Annotated in this window: 10 protein-coding genes; 1 reads left to right on the top strand and 9 read right to left on the bottom strand. The window is 65.9% G+C overall.

Annotated features, from left to right (window positions below; translation table 11 throughout):
* Nucleotides 1–20 precede the first annotated feature (20 nt).
* Genes C7R54_RS05385 through C7R54_RS05410 form a run of 6 tightly spaced genes read right to left on the bottom strand, consistent with a single transcriptional unit; the run spans nucleotide 21 to nucleotide 7,595 of the window.
* Entirely contained in the window at nucleotides 21–1,202 is a 1,182-nt protein-coding gene (locus C7R54_RS05385) for a M24 family metallopeptidase (RefSeq protein ID WP_192903590.1), read from the bottom strand.
* 46 nt (nucleotides 1,203–1,248) lie between these two features.
* On the bottom strand, nucleotides 1,249–2,892 hold the full coding sequence (locus C7R54_RS05390) for an ABC transporter substrate-binding protein (RefSeq protein ID WP_204524284.1): 1,644 nt from the start codon (nucleotides 2,890–2,892) through the stop codon (nucleotides 1,249–1,251).
* On the bottom strand, nucleotides 2,873–4,105 hold the full coding sequence (locus C7R54_RS05395; RefSeq protein ID WP_129149101.1) for a M20 family metallopeptidase: 1,233 nt from the start codon (nucleotides 4,103–4,105) through the stop codon (nucleotides 2,873–2,875). The genes C7R54_RS05390 and C7R54_RS05395 overlap by 20 nt, the downstream gene beginning before the upstream one ends.
* A complete protein-coding gene (locus tag C7R54_RS29370) occupies nucleotides 4,102–5,751 on the bottom strand; it encodes a dipeptide ABC transporter ATP-binding protein (RefSeq protein ID WP_129149102.1) in 1,650 nt (549 codons plus the stop codon). Before C7R54_RS29370 ends, C7R54_RS05395 begins: the two co-directional genes overlap by 4 nt.
* Before the next feature lie 7 nt (nucleotides 5,752–5,758).
* Entirely contained in the window at nucleotides 5,759–6,655 is an 897-nt protein-coding gene (locus C7R54_RS05405; protein WP_204524285.1) for an ABC transporter permease, read from the bottom strand.
* Nucleotides 6,648–7,595: an ABC transporter permease gene (locus C7R54_RS05410; RefSeq protein WP_129149103.1), complete on the bottom strand. Its 948-nt coding sequence runs from the start codon at nucleotides 7,593–7,595 to the stop codon at nucleotides 6,648–6,650. The genes C7R54_RS05405 and C7R54_RS05410 overlap by 8 nt, the downstream gene beginning before the upstream one ends.
* Nucleotides 7,596–7,861: 266 nt before the next feature.
* On the opposite strand from C7R54_RS05410, the gene C7R54_RS05415 reads away from it, so the two are divergent.
* Entirely contained in the window at nucleotides 7,862–10,933 is a 3,072-nt protein-coding gene (locus C7R54_RS05415; RefSeq protein ID WP_129149104.1) for an autotransporter family protein, read from the top strand.
* A 75-nt stretch (nucleotides 10,934–11,008) separates the two neighbouring features.
* Here the strand turns inward: C7R54_RS05415 and C7R54_RS29375 are convergent, their stop codons facing one another.
* The 3 genes from C7R54_RS29375 to C7R54_RS05440 form a co-directional block, all read right to left on the bottom strand.
* Complete coding sequence (locus tag C7R54_RS29375) at nucleotides 11,009–14,806, bottom strand: autotransporter family protein (RefSeq protein ID WP_158021154.1); 3,798 nt, start codon at nucleotides 14,804–14,806, stop codon at nucleotides 11,009–11,011.
* Between the two features lie 337 nt (nucleotides 14,807–15,143).
* The gene (locus tag C7R54_RS05435; protein ID WP_129149107.1) at nucleotides 15,144–16,637 is read right to left on the bottom strand and encodes a CoA-acylating methylmalonate-semialdehyde dehydrogenase; all 1,494 of its coding nucleotides are present in this window, start codon (nucleotides 16,635–16,637) and stop codon (nucleotides 15,144–15,146) included.
* A gap of 44 nt (nucleotides 16,638–16,681) precedes the next feature.
* Nucleotides 16,682–17,911: an ABC transporter substrate-binding protein gene (locus C7R54_RS05440; protein ID WP_240039414.1), complete on the bottom strand. Its 1,230-nt coding sequence runs from the start codon at nucleotides 17,909–17,911 to the stop codon at nucleotides 16,682–16,684.
* Nucleotides 17,912–18,145: the final 234 nt, after the last annotated feature.

Consider the following 18,145-nt stretch of genomic DNA (forward strand, 5'->3'; position numbering starts at 1 on the left):
TATGTTAGCCGTGCCGCGCCCTAGCCTCGCGGGCCGCTCTCGAACAGGCGCCGTTCCAGTTTCGAGAAACGCCTTCCGCCTTCAGGCGTGACCACAACGGATTCGCTGAAGGCCAGGCCCTGTGCGGACGTGTACATGTGAAACGTCATGCCGCTTTGCAGCTTCCATTTCGAGGATGGGCTGAATACGCGCGTGAAGTCACTGGACCGGATGGGCTGCTGTGAATAAAACCCGATTGTGTAGCCGGTAATGTTGTCATAGCTATCTCGCAGGCCAGCCCGTAGCAGCCCCGTACGCAGGATGGCGTCGACATCGCTGGCCACCGCTCCCGGGCGCATCGCCGCGAACTGTTCATCCTGCAGCCGCACGATCTCGGCCGCCGCGGCTTTCTGCTCGTTCGTAGCCTGGCCTATAACCACGCTGCGCATCAGGCGCGCACTGTAGCCACGGAACTTGGGCACCAGCTCCACATGCAGGATATCCCCGGGAACCATGGGCGTCTCGCTCAGGAACCCGTGCAGGAACCCCCATCCCTTTCCATAGGTTATCGGTCCGACATAGCCCGGCGAACTTCCAAGCTGGACGTATCGCCCCGCGGCATGGGCGCTCATATCGCGGCTGCTGACGCCGGCTCTCGCCAGGCCGCGGATCTCGCTCATCGTCGTATCCGCGATGTACGCCGCACGGCCGATGTGTTCGAGCTCCAGGTCCGACTTGATCAACCTGGCTTCCCAAGGGACCGCGGTCATGTCGATGAACCGCGCCCCTGGAAGCAATTGCTCCAGCTTCCGAAACGAGGATACCGACATGGCATGGCTTCCATAGTCGATACCGATATTCGCGGCGCCGTAGCCCCTGCGCGCCAACTCCGACGCCACGACGGCGACCGCGTCATCCGTATCCTGGTAGCCGACCGCCTCGCTGAACCACGCGCACTCGCGAAAAGGCACGATGTCCAGACTGCGCAGGACCATGAACGGCTCGCCTTGCAAGGGAATGAAGGCGGCGCGATAGAAGCTGACCGACCGCTCGTAGCCGGTGAAGTATGCAAGCGGCTCGATATCGTCGACCAGCATCACGTCGGCGCCACGCTGGCGCATGATCACCCTGAGGCGTTCAGCCCGTTCCTCGAACTCGCTTACGGGGAATTGCCTTACCTCGGCCACATCCATTCCATGCTCCAACACTCCATGCTCCAACATTCCATGCTCCAACGTTTGAATCATCTGGTTTGACAGGGACTATCGATCAAGCCCGCCTCGGTGCGCCCTCGGCCAGCCACACATGGTCCAGTCCGAATAGCACGCCGCGTGGGTACATCATGAAATCGTTGACGTAGTCTCGATGGGCGCGCAGCAAGTCGAAGAACACAGGAATGAGGGAAGGCACCTCGGTGCGCATCAGCGCCTGGGCGTCGGCATAGAGCTGCTGTCTTTGCGCGGCGTCGGCCGTGCCACGCGCCTGCTCGATCAGGGAGTCGAACTTCTTGTTGTTCCAATGGGTCTCGTTCCAGGCGGCGGTCGACGTGTAGAGCTGCGAAACCATGGCGTCGATCGTGGGCTGTCCCGAGTAGTAGCCGATATAGCATGCCCCCTTGCGCCACACCTGCTCCAGATACGTCGCGTGCGGCATGGTTTGAACTTCGATATTGAACCCAGCCGGCTTCGCCATTTCACGCAACGCGACGGCCATCTGCGTGCGCACCGCGGGCACATCCGACGCGACGAGCGTGATAGTCAAGCCGTCGGGATAACCAGCGGCGGCCAACAGCTTCTTGGCTTGGGCAATATCCACCGTCTTGTCCGGCCGCCTGCTGAAGAATGGGTAGGACGCGTTGATCGGCGTGTCGTTGGCGACCGTGCCCAGACCTTCCGCCACGAAATCCACCATGACTTTCCGATCCACGGTAAGCGCAAGCGCCTGGCGTACGCGTATGTCGTCGAAAGGCTTCTGATTGCAGCCCAGGATGACATTGCTGAACGTCCCGGACGCCAGGCGTAGCGCGTTCACGCGCGGCGCCTGCGAGAGGCGCGCGAATTCCGTTGGCTGGACCTGCGACATCAGGTCGATATCGCCCGACATCAATGCGCTGCCTTCGGACGTCGCGTCCGGATACACCCTTACTTCGATGCGATCGAGATATGGACGCTGCGGGTCGTAGTATTGCGCGTTGCGGGTCGCGACAACGATCCGTTCCGATTCGAACTGGACCAGCTCGAATGGCCCGGTCCCGAAGGCGTCCCGCGCGAGTCTATCCATGCCCTTGTCGATGATAGCCGCGGGCACGATTTTGGCGTTGGGATGCGACAGCGCAATGGGCAGGTCGGCGTAGGGAGTCGACAACTTGAAGGTCACCGTGTCATCCGCGGTCGACACGATGTCGGCGATCGGCCCTATGTTCTGGCGCGCCGGCGAGCCGGTCTTGGCGTCCAGAACAGCCTTGATCGATGCGATGACATCGGAAGGCCTGCAAATACTGCCATCCCGGAACTTGATCGCTGGACGCAGCCTGAAGGTCCATTCGTCGAGTTTTTCGTTGCTGGACCAACTGATCGCCAGGTCCGGCTCCGCGACATTCGCGGGACTCAGGCGAGTCAGTCCGGAATACAGCAGCTCCACGACCAGGTATTCCGGAATCACCCTGGCCTGGAACGGATTCACCTTGGCAATGGCCTGGGAAACGCTGACCCGTAGTACTCCGCCGCGTCGACCCGCCGGCGGACCGCTAGACGCGAAACCCGGTAATGTCGAGGACAACCCAAGCACGGCCATCTTCAGAAGGAAGCCGCGTCGTGCTCCCTCTTCGCGCAACCCGCCTTCGCCGGCATCTGCAGTTTGATCACTCATCGGTTTCTCCATGAAGATATGCCTGTCACGCTTGCGCGTCGTCATGGACGCCGCAAATGTCGACGATCGTGCGCATGTAGATGCGTATCATGTCGAGGTAGTCCTGGATATCGACGCGCTCGTCGGGCATGGTGTTGTAGCGGCCGCCCGGCCCGCACACCACTCCCTCCATTCCCGCTCGCGCATACAGGTGGCCCGCGTCGGTGCCGTAGAACGCGGGCGGTGTGACGGCACCGGTAGGTTGCGGCTTTCCCCGCACGGCCAGATAGGCGGCATTGACGGCCTGGACGATGCGTGCATCTTTAGCGACACGGAACGGCGGCATGGTCATGCGTCCCGTGTCGTTCTCCGGACGCAGGCTCGTCTTCAAGCCGGGGAACCGTTGCCGCAACGCGGCCAGAAGCGCCTCCAGGTCGGCGAGGACGTCGTCGTCCGTCTGTCCGGGCGCATAGCGGCCGACACCACGCAAGCGCACGAAGTCCGCGACCTGCGGCGGCCGCCATTCATGCAGGTCCTTGCCCAGCGCTCCCTGCACGATCCCTACGTGACCGCGATTGATGGACCGGTGCTCCTCGTCAAACGCATTACGGAATCGCATCGCATTGATGCGAGGGATCAGGTCGCAGGCGGCGGCGATGGCATCGACAGCTTCCTCGCGCTTGGACAAGTGCCGCGTCACACCGGTCAACTCGATCGTGAAGGATACCGACGCCGCATGCATGGTCAGCGCGGCAAGGTCGGTGGGCTCGCTGTTGATGAAATAGTCGGCCCGCAGGCCCTGATCGATGGCCGCCACCGTGCCGACCCCGCCCTGCAGCTCGCCGACGACGAAGGTCAGGATGACATCTCCACGCAGTCGCACGCCGGCATCCACGAGGGTCTTGACCGCGCAGAAATATGCGGCGTCGCCGGCCTTCATGTTCGAGACGCCGATTCCATAGATGAACCTGTCGTCGACCTTCCCTTCCCACGGGTCCACGGTCCAACCTTCGGAAACCGGATTGGTATCGATATGGCCGTTGAACATCAGGCTGTGTCCGCCGCCGCTACCCTGTAGCGTGCCGATCGCATTGACGCGCTCCCCGTTCACGGGCGCGAGCGCCGCGTGCATGCCTATCTCCTGCATCGCCTGGACGATATAGGCGGCGAGCTTGCGTTCCCCCACGGTGTCCGAATAGGACTTGTGCTGGACCAGCGTGCTGAGGAATTGCAGACTGGCCCGCTCGTCCAGGCGCGCGAGCGCGCTATCGATGTTCATGGCCTGCACTCCGGCACGGCGGCCCGCATCCGGCCACCCAGAAGAACGGGAACCGCGTCGATGAGCGTCCGGGTATAGGGGTGGCGCTCCGGCGCGTCCACGTCCTCGACGTCGAACAAGTCCACCAACTCGCCGCAATACATCACGGCGATCCTGTGCGCGATCTGCCGCACCAGGTTCAGGTCATGCGTAATGAAAATATAGGCGGTGCCGAAGCGCTTCTGAAATTCCACCAGCAGCTCGATGACAGACGCCTGCACCGAAACGTCCAACGCGGAAGTAATCTCGTCGCAAATCACCAGTTTGGGATGCGAGGCAAACGCTCGCGCGATGGCGACGCGCTGCTTCTCTCCCCCGGACAATTGGTGCGGATAGCGGTCCGCATGGTCCCGCGGCAGTCGAACCTCTTCCAGCAGGTCGCGTACCGCCGTATCGATGTCCTTGCCGTGCGCGCTGCCATAGAGCCGCAGCGGCCTCGACACGATCTCCTTGATGCGCTGGCGCGGATTCAACGACGCGTCGGGATGCTGGAAGATAATCTGCACATCGCGGCGGTACGCCGTGCCCATCGCTTTGGCGCCAGCGATGGGATCATCCTGGAAATAGAGCTCGCCATGGAACGGGTTCAGCCCCGTCAGCGCCTTGGCAAGGGTGGACTTGCCGGAACCGGATTCGCCCACCACGCCCAGGATTTCGCCGCTCCGCAGCGCAACACTGATCGCCTGGTTCCCCACGACCGCCTTCTGCTTCCGGCCCAACAGTCTGGCGAAAGCCGACTCGCGGCCGTAATTGACCCCCAGGGCACGCGTCCGCAGCAAGGCCACATCGCCGGAATGCTGCCTGCGAGCGACCAGTCGCCGGTCGGGACGCGGCACGGCATTCAATAGCCCTTGCGTATAGGCATGGGCCGGACGCGCGAAGACGTGGCCGATATCGCCCTGCTCGACAATAGTGCCTTTATGAATGACCGCGACACGGTCCGCGATCCGGGACACCAAGGCCAGATCGTGCGAAATATAGACCGAGGTAACGCCGGTCTCGGCCTGCAATTCGGTGAACAGGTCGAGGATCTGCCTGCCTGTGATAACGTCCAGCGCCGTCGTCGGCTCGTCGAAAATAATGCATTCCGGTCGGCACGCGAACGCCGTGGCGATCATCACCCGCTGTTTTTCCCCGCCCGACGCTTCATGCGGGTAGCGTGCCATCATGCCGGCCGGATCCTTCAGCCCCACCCGCTCCAGCATTGCAATCGCCTCTTCCGTGGCCTCTCCCCGGGTATGGCGGCGATGTCTCATCATCACTTCGAGCAACTGCTCGCCCAGGGTAAGCGTAGGGTTCAGGGAGGAGCTGGGATCCTGGAAAACCATGCTGATGCGCCGCCCGCGTATCAGGTCGAGCTCGGCCGGAGACATCCGCAGCAGGTCATCCCCGCCCAGCAGGATCGCGCCCTCCGTCACCGTCGCATTGCGCGGCAGGTATCGCATGATGGACCAGGCAATCGAAGTCTTGCCCGACCCCGATTCGCCAACCAGCCCAAGCACTTCGCCGGCGCCGATATCCAGGTTGATGTGGTTCAGCGCGTGGAAAGGACCCTGTGGGGTTGCATATTCCAGGCAGTAATCCTCGATCTTCAGCACGGTTTTCATGTCAGGCTCAGGTCTTTGGGTTGAGGGCGTCGCGGAGCCCGTCGCCGAGCAGGTTGAACCCGATCGCGACCAACGCCACGGCCAGGCTGGGCCACAAGATGATCCAGATGCTCTGATGCATGAAGCGCCGCGCTTCGGCGGCCATCAGGCCCCACTCGGACGCGGGCGGTTGGGCGCCCAGCCCGAGGAAGCTGAGCGTCGCGAACAGCATTACGGCGAAAGCCACGCGTATCGTGAATTCCACGATGACCGGCGCGATGACGTTGGGGAGCATTTCACGCAGAATGACGTAGCTGGTGCTTTCGCCTCGCGCAATCGCGGCATTGACGAAATCCTGCTTGCGGACGGCCAGCGCCACGGAGCGCGTGATACGGGTCATGCTGGGCGTAAAGGCGATGCCGATCGCCAGGACAGCGTTCAAGGTGCTCTTGCCCATCAGGTTCACGATCAGCAAGGCGAACAACAGGCTAGGGATGGAAAGGATCGCGTCCACGGTACGCATGGCGAACTCGTCGAACTTGCCGCCGATATAGGCCGTCGTCGTGCCGATCACCGCGCCCAGCGCCGTCCCCATCGCGGTAGCCAGCACCGCGAGCAGCACCGTGGCGCGGGCGCCGTAAAGAATCCGGCTGAGGATGTCCCGGCCATATTGGTCCGTTCCGAACCAGTGCGCGGCGCTCGGCCCCTTGTATCGCGCCAGCGGGGACATCGCGTCCGGGGCATGCGGCGCCAGCCAGGGTCCCAGGATGACCAGCACGAAAATCAGGACCACCAAGGCTGCGCCCAGCACGCCCTGTGGGGACCGCATCAGGCGCGAGAAGAAGGTATTGGCCTCGACCCTTTGCGGCACACCGGCGGCCTGCCCGGGAGTCATGCCGGGTACCAGGTTCGACGTGTCATTCATACTGAATCCTCTTATCGAGCGCGGCATAGGCAATGTCGGCGATCATGTTGACCACGCAATAAGTCGCCGCCATGATCAGCGCGCCAGCCTGGATCGTGGGCAGGTCCCGGGTTTGTATGGCCACGACGAGTTGACGCCCTATCCCGGGGATCGCGAATATTTCCTCGACCACGATTACGCCGCCGAGCAGATAACCCACGTCGAGCGCCACGATAGTGATCGTCGGCAGCAAGGAATTGCGCAGCCCGTGTTTGAGCAGTACCGTTCGACGCGACAAGCCCTTCAGCCGCGCCGCGCGGATATAGTCGGTATGAAGAACGTCGACCAGTTCGGATCGCACCATGCGCGACACATGCGCGATCAGGATCACCGATACCGTAATCATCGGCAGGATCATGTGCTGCAACCACGCAAGCGGACCGTCGCCGATCGGCGTATAGCCGGTCGCAGGCAGCACCCCCAGCCAGTCGGCACCGATGAAGATAAGCAGCGTGGCCGAGACAAACTCCGGCACCGACACGCCCACATAGGAGATAGCGCTGACGATCAGGTCGGGCGCCTTGCCACGGCGGACCGCCGCGACGATGCCCAATGGGATCGCCAGGCATAGCATGAAGCAGATCGACAACACCGCCAGCATGAGCGATCGTCCCAGCGCCTCGAACATGAACTGGGCGATTGACTGCCCGGTCCGCAAGGACACACCGAACTCGCCGCGCACCGCGCCCCACAGCCAGTGGCCGTACTGATGCCACAGCGGGGTGTTGAGGCCCAATTGCTCCCGCATGGCGTCCAATGCCTGGGGCGTCGCATTCTCGCCAAGCATCATCACCGCCGCGTCGCCCGGAAGGACCTGGGTCACGCAGAACACGATCAGCGACACCACCAGCAGGGTATAGACGCTGAATCCCAGGCGCCTGATGAGATAACTAACCGACACAGCGGTCTCCTGATCGAGGCGATCAGGGCCGCGCCCCCCGCCAGTTCAAAAACTATAAACTTTATAGTTTTTATATAAAACTGGTGTTTACCCTTTATGGAAGCCCGGGGCCAGGGGGGCGCGATGGATGTGCACTACAACTGCAACATTAAGTTCGTGAAAGAAATGCCGTAGTAACTGTCATGCGTAGTAACTGTCATCATCAGTCCGCGCACATGCCGCGCGATAGCTTTCTGGGAGGCCAACAATTGCAATCGCATGCAGCTATGCCTGTGTTTCCCCGCTCCGTGTTTTCGCAATGGCTTTCCGGCATCGCGGCCGTCCCCATCCTGACATTCGGGGTCGTGCTCTACCCGGGACAGGCCGCTATCGCTGGCGACTGCACCGGGGGCGCGATAGTCGTTTGCTCGGGACCGGCATCCGGCAGCGACGTGGGACAGTTCATCTATAACCTCCCCGACCCCGTGTCCGTGACGACGCAACCCGGGTTCGGACTGTCCGTAGCGACAGGAGAGGATGCCATCGATATATACGGCGCAGGCGGCGTGTCGTTCGTCGATGGCAACCAGTCCACCATTACGACCAACGGCATATTCGGCATCTATGCCTACAACGATGGCAGCGGCGATCTCAATATCACTTCGACAGGATCCGTCACGTCGACCGCCCCCACGGGAGACGGCATACGCGGCGACAACTATGGCGCCAACATGACGATCAGCGCCCATGACACGCAAGGCCAATTCAACGGCATAACCGCCAACTCCTATGGCAGCGGCTCCGTTCACGTCGTCTCGACCGGGACGGCCGTCGGCCTCGATGATGCAGGCATCTACGCCTACATGGTTTCGGGTACCGACCTGACCATCGACGCCGTCAACACCCGGGGCGATCTCTATGGCATCGTCGCCACCGGCGGCACCGGCGCGTTGACCGTGACGTCGACGGGCCGGGCCTCGGCCACGAATGGCTATGGCATCTGGCTCTATAACAGAGGAACGGATATCACGCTGACCGCGGCGGATACCCATGGCGGCGCCGGGGACGGCATCCACCTGGACCTCAGGGGTACAGGCGCCGCTCTGGTCACCTCCACCGGAACGGCGACGGGCTCGCTCAATGGCATCGCGGCCAGCGTCAGCAGCGGCACCGACGTGACGATCAACGCCGTCGATGCCACCGGCGTGAGCGGCGCCGGCATCAAGGTCTCCAACTATGCCGCGACAGGCGCTGTCGTGGTCAACGCGACGGGTACCGTGACCGGCGGCACCAGCGGCATCGCCGTCAGCAATGCTTCCGGCACCGGCACGACCATCAATGCCCTGGGCCACGTTCTTGGCGGCACGGGCGCCGGCATCGCGACGGAATCGACCGCGGGCGTCCTGAGCGTCGTCGACGTGGGCGCGACCGCCGTGGTCGAATCGGCCTCGGGAACGGCCATTACCAATGACGGGGGCGACAGTCATGTCGTCATCCATCCTGGCGGCGTCGTCAATGGCGCCATCAACCTCGGGGCGGGCAGCGACACTGTGGACTTGCTGGCTGGTCTCTCCGGCATCACGGTGCTCGATGGCGGAGGCGGCGGCGTCGATACGCTCAACCTGTCCAACGCCGCCGGCGCGACCCATGCGGGTGCCGATATCCGCAACTGGAGCGTCGTCAATCTCGACAATAGCGCCCTGACGTTGACGGATACCAGCCTGACGGTTGGAACGACCAGCGATCCGACGACCGGCGTGTTCCTGCGCAATGGGTCGACGCTCGCCCTCCAGCAGTCCGGCTTCGCGCTGAACGGCAACCTTGCGCTCGATGCTGGTACGACTTTGCTGGCGTCGACCCGCGGCGTCGGGACGACGACGATCACCGGCAGCGTTACCAACGCCGGCGCCATCGCCTTGTCGGGCGGGGGCGTCGGCAGTGTCCTCACCATAGGCGGCAACTACGTCGGCAAGGGTGGCGTCATCGCCCTCAATACGGTGCTTGGCAACGATGCTTCGGCCACGGACAGGGTGACCATCAAGGGAGACACCTCCGGCACGTCGACCTTGAGGGTGGCCAACGCCGGCGGCACGGGAGCGCTGACCACCGAAGGGATCGAACTCGTCTCCGTGGCCGGCGCCTCGAATGGCGTTTTCTCCCTTGCGGGCGATTACCAGATCAACGGCAAGCCTGCCGTGGTGGCGGGCGCCTATGCCTACCAGCTCTACAAGGGCAATGCTTCCGGCACCGAGGCGAACAACTGGTATCTGCGCTCCGAGTTGCAGGACGATCCGCCGACGGCAACGGTTCCGGATACCCCTACCGGCCCGGTTTCCGCCACACCCCTTTATCAGCCGGGCGCGCCCGTCTACGAGGCCTATCCGCAAGCGCTGCTGGCCCTGAACGGCGTGTCGACGTTGCAGCAGCGTGTCGGCAATCGTTTCTGGTCTGGCGCGGGCAACGGGCAGGCCGCCACGGAGAGCACGGGCGCAAGCGGCTCGGACAAGGGCGGCGCCTATACCGACGGCACGGGCGCCTGGGGCCGCATCGAAGGCCGAAACAACCGCCTCGAATCCCATGCCTCGACCACCGGCGCCGACCTCAAGCAGAACGTTTCGAAGGTGCAGGTCGGCACGGATGTCCTGCTAGCCAAGCGCGAGACGGGGTCCCTGGTCGGCGGCGGCTACTTCCAGTATCTGCATGGCAGCACGGTCACCCGGTCCGTCTACGGCAACGGAGACATTTCCACCGATGGCTACGGCCTGGGCGGCACGCTGACCTGGTATGCCGACAACGGGTACTACGTCGATGGCCAGGCGCAGGTCATGCGCTACAACTCGGACCTGAATTCGCGCCTGGCGAGCCGCAGGCTGGTCAAGGGCAATGACGCCACCGGCTATACCCTGTCGGTGGAGAGCGGCAAGCGCCTTGCGCTGACTCCCGAATGGTCGCTCACGCCGCAGGCGCAACTGGCCTATTCGCGTGTCGACTTCGACCGCTTCGACGACGCCTTCGGCGCCACGGTGCGTTCCGACCGAGGGGCAAGCCTGCAGGGCCGCCTGGGCGTGACGCTGGACCGGGAGACGCGCGGCGGCAAGGACGGGACGAACCGATCCCACGTCTATGGGATCGCCAACCTGTACTACGAGTTCCTCAACGGCAGCCAGGTGGACGTGGCCGGCGTGAACGTCAAGTCGCGGCCTGATCGGCTATGGGGCGGCGTCGGCGCGGGCGTGTCCCATAACTGGGGCAAGGACAAGTACTCCGTCTATGCCGAGGGCCTGGTGAATACCAGCCTGGAGCGGGTGGGGAGCAGTCGTACGCTGCAAGGAAACGTGGGATTCCGCATGCGGTGGTGATAACCGGGCCGGACCGGCAGGCCCGTCCGGCATGCACCATGCCCGCGCTAGAACACCAGAGCTAGAACACCAGCGCTAGAACACCACATTGACCCTGGCCATCACGCCATGCTGCTGCGTGCCCTGGCCTAGCTGGCCTTGATAGGCCACATCCATCGTCGTGGAGCGCCCCGCCCGCACGCTCAGGCCCGCTTCGATCAGCGCCGCGTCACGCGCGATCGGCGTGCCGGCCACGGTGAAGTCGGGTCCGTCGTCAAAGGCATGCGTGGCCGTGGGTGTGACGCTGCCATAGGCATGGCGCCAGCCCAGCGCGCCATGCAAGGTGGCATCGGTACGGCCCAACCGGACGTCGCTCGCCGCCCGGACGCCCAGCGTCGAGAAGGTGATGTCGTCGCTATCGCCATCGGCATGCAGCCCGGCCGGCGTGCTTTCGTCATAGCCATGCATGCGCTGGTGCGCGTACGCCAGGCCCGCGTAGGGTTCCACCGATACCGGTCCGGCATGCAGGGCGTAGCCGGCCTCGCCGAATACCTGGGAGGTGCTGCCCTGGTAGGAAGCCTGCGCCGTGCCCGGCAGATACACGCCACGGCGCGTGTCCACGTGATGCCAGGTCCGCGTCGCCCCCAACCGCAGGCCCAGGTCGCCCAGCTGGGTGCCGGCATACGCCCCCAGCGTGTAGCTATCCACCTTGGCGGATGCGTCCCGCGCATCGGCCGTGAGCGAGGTGTTGCCATAGCCCGCCAGCAGGCCGCCGCGCCAATGGCCGGGCAAGGGCGCATCGACGCCGATGAACAGGCCGCCCGTGGATCGGTCCAGCCTGGCGGAGCCGTCATGCGCGTCGCCGTCCAGCGATCCCCACGCGCCGTAGGCCCGCGCCCAACCCGCCACGGCGTCTGTGTCGGGCGACGCGGACGCGGGCGTGTCGCCCGCCCCGTAGGCCACGACGGGCGTGCTGCCCGCGCCAGCCTGGCCGAAGGCCGCGCGCAGCCGGTCGTTGACGGCGTCGCGCGCGAACTGGCTTTCGTCCAGCAGCGCCGATTTCAGGGAAGCATGGATCTCGCCGGAGAGCTGGTCGTAGGCATGGCGTATCGAGGTCGCGTCGCCGGATTGCGTGACGATGGCGTCGTAGACCGCCGTGCCGGCGCCCAGGCCTTCCACCCCTGCCGCCGCGGCGCGCTGGTTGGCGGTGGCGGCCACGTCGGCGAAGGCCACGCCATTGCGATCCAGTTCCAGGTAAACGTGCGTCGGGTCGTAGGTCAGGCTGGGCGTGAGAAAGGCATAGGTCGAGCTGACGGCGCCGAACGTGCCGCTGACCCCGCCATCGGCCGAGACGATGGTGTAGACCGAATGCGGCTTGTAATCACCGGCCAGGCCGATGTGCGAGACCGCAGCGCCATTGAGCACCACCTGGCCCCCGGCCTGCACCCGGTCGCTGGCGCTGCCATCGGGATCCACCTCGACTTCATAGCGTGAGGCCGGATCGAAGACCAGGTCGCCCGCCACCCGCAGCGTGCCGATCGAGTTGCCCGGCGCCACGATGCCGCCCGCGCCCACCTGCACCGACCCGACCTGGCCCGCGCCGCCCAGCCTGGCGCCGTCCATGAGCCGCACGCCCCCGGCCAGCCGCGTGCCGTCCCCCGCCATGCCCACGCTGAGCGTGCCTTGCTGCACGATGGTGGTGCCGGTATAGGCGGACTCGTCGCCCGTCAGCAGCAGCTTGCCCGCGCCGCTCTTGGTCAATGCGCCGGCGCCCGAGAGTGGGCCGCCGAGCGTCAAGGTCGTGCCTGTATCGGTGACGATCGTGCCGCTGCCGCTCAGGTTGACGGCGCGCGTGCTGGCGATGTCGGCGGTGGTCTGTAGCGTGCCGCCCTGGAAGGTCAGGCTGCCGGAGGCGTCGCCCAGGCTGGCATCGCTCGATATACGCAGCACGCCTTCGGCGAGGGTCCATGGCTTCACGGCGGTGGTGGCGTTGGCCAGCGTCCACGTGGCGGCGCCGACCTTCGCGTAGCTGTCGAAGCCTTGGTACTGCTTGCCGATCGCCGTCACATCGAAGGTCGGGGCGGCGTTGGGAATTGCATTGGGAGCAGTGTCGGTGGTCGTGTCGGCGGTGGTGTCATTCGTCCCGCCCAAGGCCAGCACGTTGTCCGTCCCTCCTGGCGCCACCACCACCCTGCCCTCGATGTTCGAACCTGGCGCGAGCGCGAGCCGGTTATGACTCCCATGGAGATCGATGGCGTCCGCTCGCGCCTGGCCATCGCCGCTCAGTCCGCCCCGGATGGTCCCGGCATTGATGATGATGGCGCCGCCCTCCGGCGCCCCTTGTATGCCCGCGCCGCCCGCGCCGGCTTGGCCGGCAGTGCCGGCGCTGCCGTCAGCCTGTCCTCCCGTGCCGGCCGCTCCCGCCGTGCCGCCGAGCCCGCCGGCGCCGCCCGTGACCGTCGCCCCCGGCGCGACGATGACCGCGGCCCCTTGCCGCAAGGCGACTCCCGCGCCGCCATTGCCGCCATCGCCGCCATTGCCCCCCACGCCGCCCAGACCGCCTATATAGGTCTGGTCGTCGTAACCGAGGGCGTCGCCGCCGCGCGCGCCCTTGCCGCCGGCGCCGCCATTGCCGCCAGTCACGGCGGCCTGGACCGCCAGCGCGGCTCGCGGCTGCACGAGGATGCCGGCGCCGCCGTCGCCGCCACGGCCGCCGCTGCCGCCGTCGCCGGCGTAGCCATCGTAGAAGGCGTCGTTGATGCTGGCGGCGCCGCCGTTGCCGCCGCTGCCGCCAGCGCCGCCACGCACGCCGGCCCCGCCGGCGAGCAGCGCGCGCTGCCGCACGACGACGCCCGTGCCGCCGCCGCCGCCGCTCCCTCCGTCTCCGCCGCTGCCGATATCGGCGGCCGTGGCCGAAGCGCCGCCGACGCCGCCCGCGCCGCCTGTCCCGCCCGCGACCGCGCCGCCTTGCTCGAAAGTCACTGTCGACGCCGACTGCAAATCGAGTCCCCCGCCGCCATCGCCGCCGCGGCCGCCCTTGCCGCCGGTGCCGCCGACGCCCCCCACGGCGGAGCCGCTGTTGCCGCCAGCGCCGCCGGCGCCGCCGGCGCCTCCCGCCACGTCTGCCTGGATTTCGAAACGTGTCACGTCTTGCGCGACGATGCCCGTGCCGCCCTCTCCCGCGTCGCCACCGCCACCCCCGTTGCCGCCGCGGTCGCTGAGGTTGATGTTCGCGCTCTGCCTGCCACCATCTCCGCCATTGCCACCCGCGCCGCCCGTCACATCGGCCTGGATCGCGAGCGATGCGGCCTGTTGCACGTAGATTGCCGCGCCGCCATTACCGCCGGCATTGCCGTGGCCGCCGTCGCCACCATCACCGCCCCGGCCGCCGGAGCTGATGTCGGGATAGCCGCCATCGCCGCCATCGCCGCCCTTGCCTCCCGCGCCGCCGGCGCCACCCGTCACGCCCGCTTGGATCACCAGTGGTGCCGCCTGCCGCGCCACGACCCCGACGCCGCCGTCCCCGCCGCTGCCTCCACCGCCGCCATCGCCGCCATCTCCGCCGTCCGTGATGGGATCGTTCACCCTGCCGCGTTCGCCGGCGGCGCCTGCGCCACCATGGCCGCCGTTGCCGCCACTGCCGCCCTTGCCGCCCGTCACGCCATCGAAGAGGTCGCCAGGAATCGCATCGCTTACGACGATCCCCGCATCGCCGTTGCCACCGCTTCCGCCATCGCTCCCGTCGCCGCCATCGATACTCGCCCCGCCGCGGTCGCCGGGACTGCCATCCACACCGGCGCTCCCGTCGGCGCCCCCGGCTCCCACGATGGGCGCGGACCGCGCCTGCAAGGCGACCAGGGGCGTGACCCCCACCGCCATGGCCAGTAGCATCATGCGCACGGACCGCGCACGTCTGTTACCCAAAGTTGCACGATAAATTGCATTTTCTTGCATAACACGCGCGTTCGCAGCCGCTGGCATGTCCATGGTTCCTGTAAAGGCGCGGGGGTCTTTCCCGGCGACAGTGAGGAGGAAGGAGCGGACAGGAACTGTCACGGCACCCGTTACCGGAGGGTAACGATGCGAGCGGCGGATAACGTTAGCGGATCTGCGGCGACACTACATTTCATTACCGCCGGGCCGCGCGCAGCAAAATGCGCGTGTCAGGGCGGCCCGGCGGTCGATAGTCGGATTGCGCGAGGTCGGGGCCGGGAATGCCCCGCCCGCGTCGCTAGCGCATCGAAATGGTCGAGTTCACCGTCCTTCCATGTCCCGACCAGCGCGCCGTCACCGTCTTGGTCTGCGTCCAGAACTGCACCGCCTGCTTGCCGTTGGGTCCAAGGTCGCCCAGCTTGGACCCCCGCGAGCCGGTGAAGCTGAACCAGGCCACCGGCACCGGAATGGGGATGTTGATACCCACCTGCCCGACGTCGATATTGTTCTGGAAGTAGCGCGCCGCGGCGCCGTCCTGGGTGAACAGCGCCACGCCGTTGCCGTTGGGATTGCCGTTGACGAAGGCCACCGCGTCCTCCAGCGTCTCCACCTCCACCACGCACAGCACCGGACCGAAGATTTCCTCGGTGTAGACCTTCATATCCCCCTTGACCCCCGCGAACACCGTAGGCCCGACGAAATTGCCCTTCTCGAAGCCGGCGACCTTGATGTCGCGACCATCGAGCAGCAGTTGCGCGCCTTCGTCCACGCCCTGCTGGATCAGGCCTTCCACGCGCTTGCGCGCCGACGGCGACACCAGCGGCCCCAGGTCGGCCTGGCGGTCCGTGCCGCTATTGACCTTGAGCTTGCGCGCCCGCTCGACGAACTCGGGCAGCCAATCGCGCGACTGTCCGACGAACACCGCCACGGACGTCGCCATGCAGCGCTGGCCCGCCGCGCCGAACGCGGCGCCCAGCAGTTGGTTGAGCACCACCTCGGGGTCCGCGTCGGGCAGGACCACGCAGTGGTTCTTTGCGCCCATCATGGACTGGCAGCGCTTGCCGGCCGCCGACGCGCGGTGATAGATCTCGGTGCCCACGCGCGTCGAGCCGATGAAGGACACGGCCTTGATATCCGGATGGTCGCAGATGCCCATGGCGATATCCGGTCCGCCGTGCACGACGTTCAGCACGCCCGGCGGCAGGCCCGCCTCCAGCGCCAGTTGCGCCAGGAACAGCGAGGACGTGGGGTCCTGCTCGGATGGCTTGAGCACGAAGGTGTTGCCGCAGGACACGGCGATGGGGAACATGAAGCAGGGCAGCATCACCGGAAAGTTGAAGGCGGTGATGCCGGCGCAGACGCCCAGCGGCTGGATCAGCGTGTAGACGTCGATGCCGGACGCGGCGTTCTCCGCGTATTCGCCCAATTGCAGGCTGGCAATGGCGCAGGCGTGCTCGACCACCTCCAGGCCGCGGCCGACTTCGCCCTCGGCATCGGGCAGGGTCTTGCCATGCTCGCGCGTGATCATCTCGGCCAGCTTGCCAGTGTTCTCGCGCAGTAGCTGCTGGAACTTGAGCATCACGCGCATGCGCGTGCCCTGGCCGGCGTTGCGCCAGGTCTGGAAGGCCTGCTTGGAATTTGCGACGGCGCGGTCCAGCTCCTCGCGTGTGGCGAAAGGCACTTGCGCCACCACCTCCTGGGTGGCGGGGTTGATGACGTCGCGCCACTGCGTGGTCTGCGATTGCACCAGCTCGCCGCCGATCAGCAGGGGCAGGGGGGGGATGTCGGTCATGGCGGTCTCCTCGAACGCGGAACGATGGGAAGGTTGAACAGGTTTCACTGGCGCGCGGTCTGCTGCACCAGCGGGCAGGTCGAATCCGCCAGCGGCTGGAAGGCGTCGGCGGCGGGAATCACCGACACCAGCCGCGAATAGTCCCAATCGCCATGCGACTCGGACGGCGTCTTCACCTGGTACAGATACATGTCGTGGATCACGCGGCCATCGGGCCGGATGCTGGCGTGACGCATGATGGGATCGTCGATGGGCATGCGGCGCATCTGGGCCGCCACCTTGTCGGCATCGGTGGTGCCGGCCGCCGCGACGGCGCGCAGGTAGTGCAGCACGCTGGAGTAGACCCCCGCCTGGGTCATGGTCGGCTTCAGGCCGCGGAAGGCTTTCTCGTAGCGAGCCGACCATTTGCGCGTGGCATCGTCATAGTCCCAATAGAAGCCGTCCACATAGGACAGGCCCTGGGCGTTCTGCAAGCCCAGCGCCCGCAGGTCGGACAGGAAGACCAGCAGCGACACCAGCCGCTGGCCGCCGGACACGATGCCGAACTCGCGCGCCTGCTTCACCGCGTTGACCGTATCCTGGCCACCGTTGGCCAGCGCCACCACCTGCGCTTTCGAGGATTGCGCCTGCAAGAGATAGGAAGCGAAATCCGGTGCGTTCAGCGGATGCCGCACGCTGCCCAACGTGGTCCCGCCCAGCGCCTTCACGGCCTTGGCGGTATCCGCCTCCAGCGCGTGGCCGAACGCATAGTCGACCGTGATGAAGTACCAGGACTTGCCGCCATTGGCCACCGTGGCCTTGGCCGCCGCCACCGATTGCGAGTAGGTGTCGAACATCCAATGGAAGCCGGTGGGCGAGCATTCCTTGTTGGTCAGCGCCGTGGTGGCGGGACCGGAAAACAGCGCGATGCGATGCTTTTCACGGGCGATGCCCTGCACCGCCAGCGCCACCGCGGAATTCGTCAGGTCGGCGATGGCGTTCACGCCGTCCTGGTCGAACCATTCGCGCGCGCGCGCCGCGCCGACATCCGCCTTGTTCTGGTTGTCGGCGGACACCAGCGTGATCTTCATGCCCTTGCATTGCGCCGCCAGGCAATCGTCGATGGCCATTTGCGCGGCGGCCACGGATCCGGCGCCCCCCATCGCGGCATAGTTGCCGGACATATCCGTCAGCACGCCGATCTTCACCGCGGGCTGGTCGGCGGCCTGGGCGGCCAGGGGCGCCGCAAGAGCGGCCAGCGCGCCCAGGGACAAGGCCGGCGCGATGCGGCGCAGGCGGGACAGGAGAAAGGGAAGTTGCGGAAGGTGTGTAAGCTGCGCGAGGGCGCGCGCCACGGCGCCCAGCGGTGCTGGCGCGGCATTGCGGGTGGTCATGGACATGTCTCCTGGTTTTTCGCTGCCGACCGAGCGGGGTCTGGCGCCCCTTCGGGCCTGGGCGGTCTCTGCGGACCGTAGCCCAGTGTAGATGTGTAAAAATCCCCCAGCAATCGGACAAAATGCACATGAGTT

The sequence above is a fragment of the Achromobacter aloeverae genome (assembly GCF_004121055.1).
Lineage (GTDB): Bacteria > Pseudomonadota > Gammaproteobacteria > Burkholderiales > Burkholderiaceae_B > Bordetella_C > Bordetella_C aloeverae.

What these genes read in the sequence shown, in the direction of transcription:
- C7R54_RS05385 (WP_192903590.1), bottom strand. Translation starts at nt 1,202, where the DNA reads ATGTTGGAGCATGGAGTGTTGGAGCATGGAATGGATGTGGCCGAGGTA.
- C7R54_RS05390 (WP_204524284.1), bottom strand. Translation starts at nt 2,892, where the DNA reads ATGACGACGCGCAAGCGTGACAGGCATATCTTCATGGAGAAACCGATG.
- C7R54_RS05395 (WP_129149101.1), bottom strand. Translation starts at nt 4,105, where the DNA reads ATGAACATCGATAGCGCGCTCGCGCGCCTGGACGAGCGGGCCAGTCTG.
- C7R54_RS29370 (WP_129149102.1), bottom strand. Translation starts at nt 5,751, where the DNA reads ATGAAAACCGTGCTGAAGATCGAGGATTACTGCCTGGAATATGCAACC.
- C7R54_RS05405 (WP_204524285.1), bottom strand. Translation starts at nt 6,655, where the DNA reads ATGAATGACACGTCGAACCTGGTACCCGGCATGACTCCCGGGCAGGCC.
- C7R54_RS05415 (WP_129149104.1), top strand. Translation starts at nt 7,862, where the DNA reads ATGCCTGTGTTTCCCCGCTCCGTGTTTTCGCAATGGCTTTCCGGCATC.
- C7R54_RS29375 (WP_158021154.1), bottom strand. Translation starts at nt 14,806, where the DNA reads ATGATGCTACTGGCCATGGCGGTGGGGGTCACGCCCCTGGTCGCCTTG.
- C7R54_RS05435 (WP_129149107.1), bottom strand. Translation starts at nt 16,637, where the DNA reads ATGACCGACATCCCCCCCCTGCCCCTGCTGATCGGCGGCGAGCTGGTG.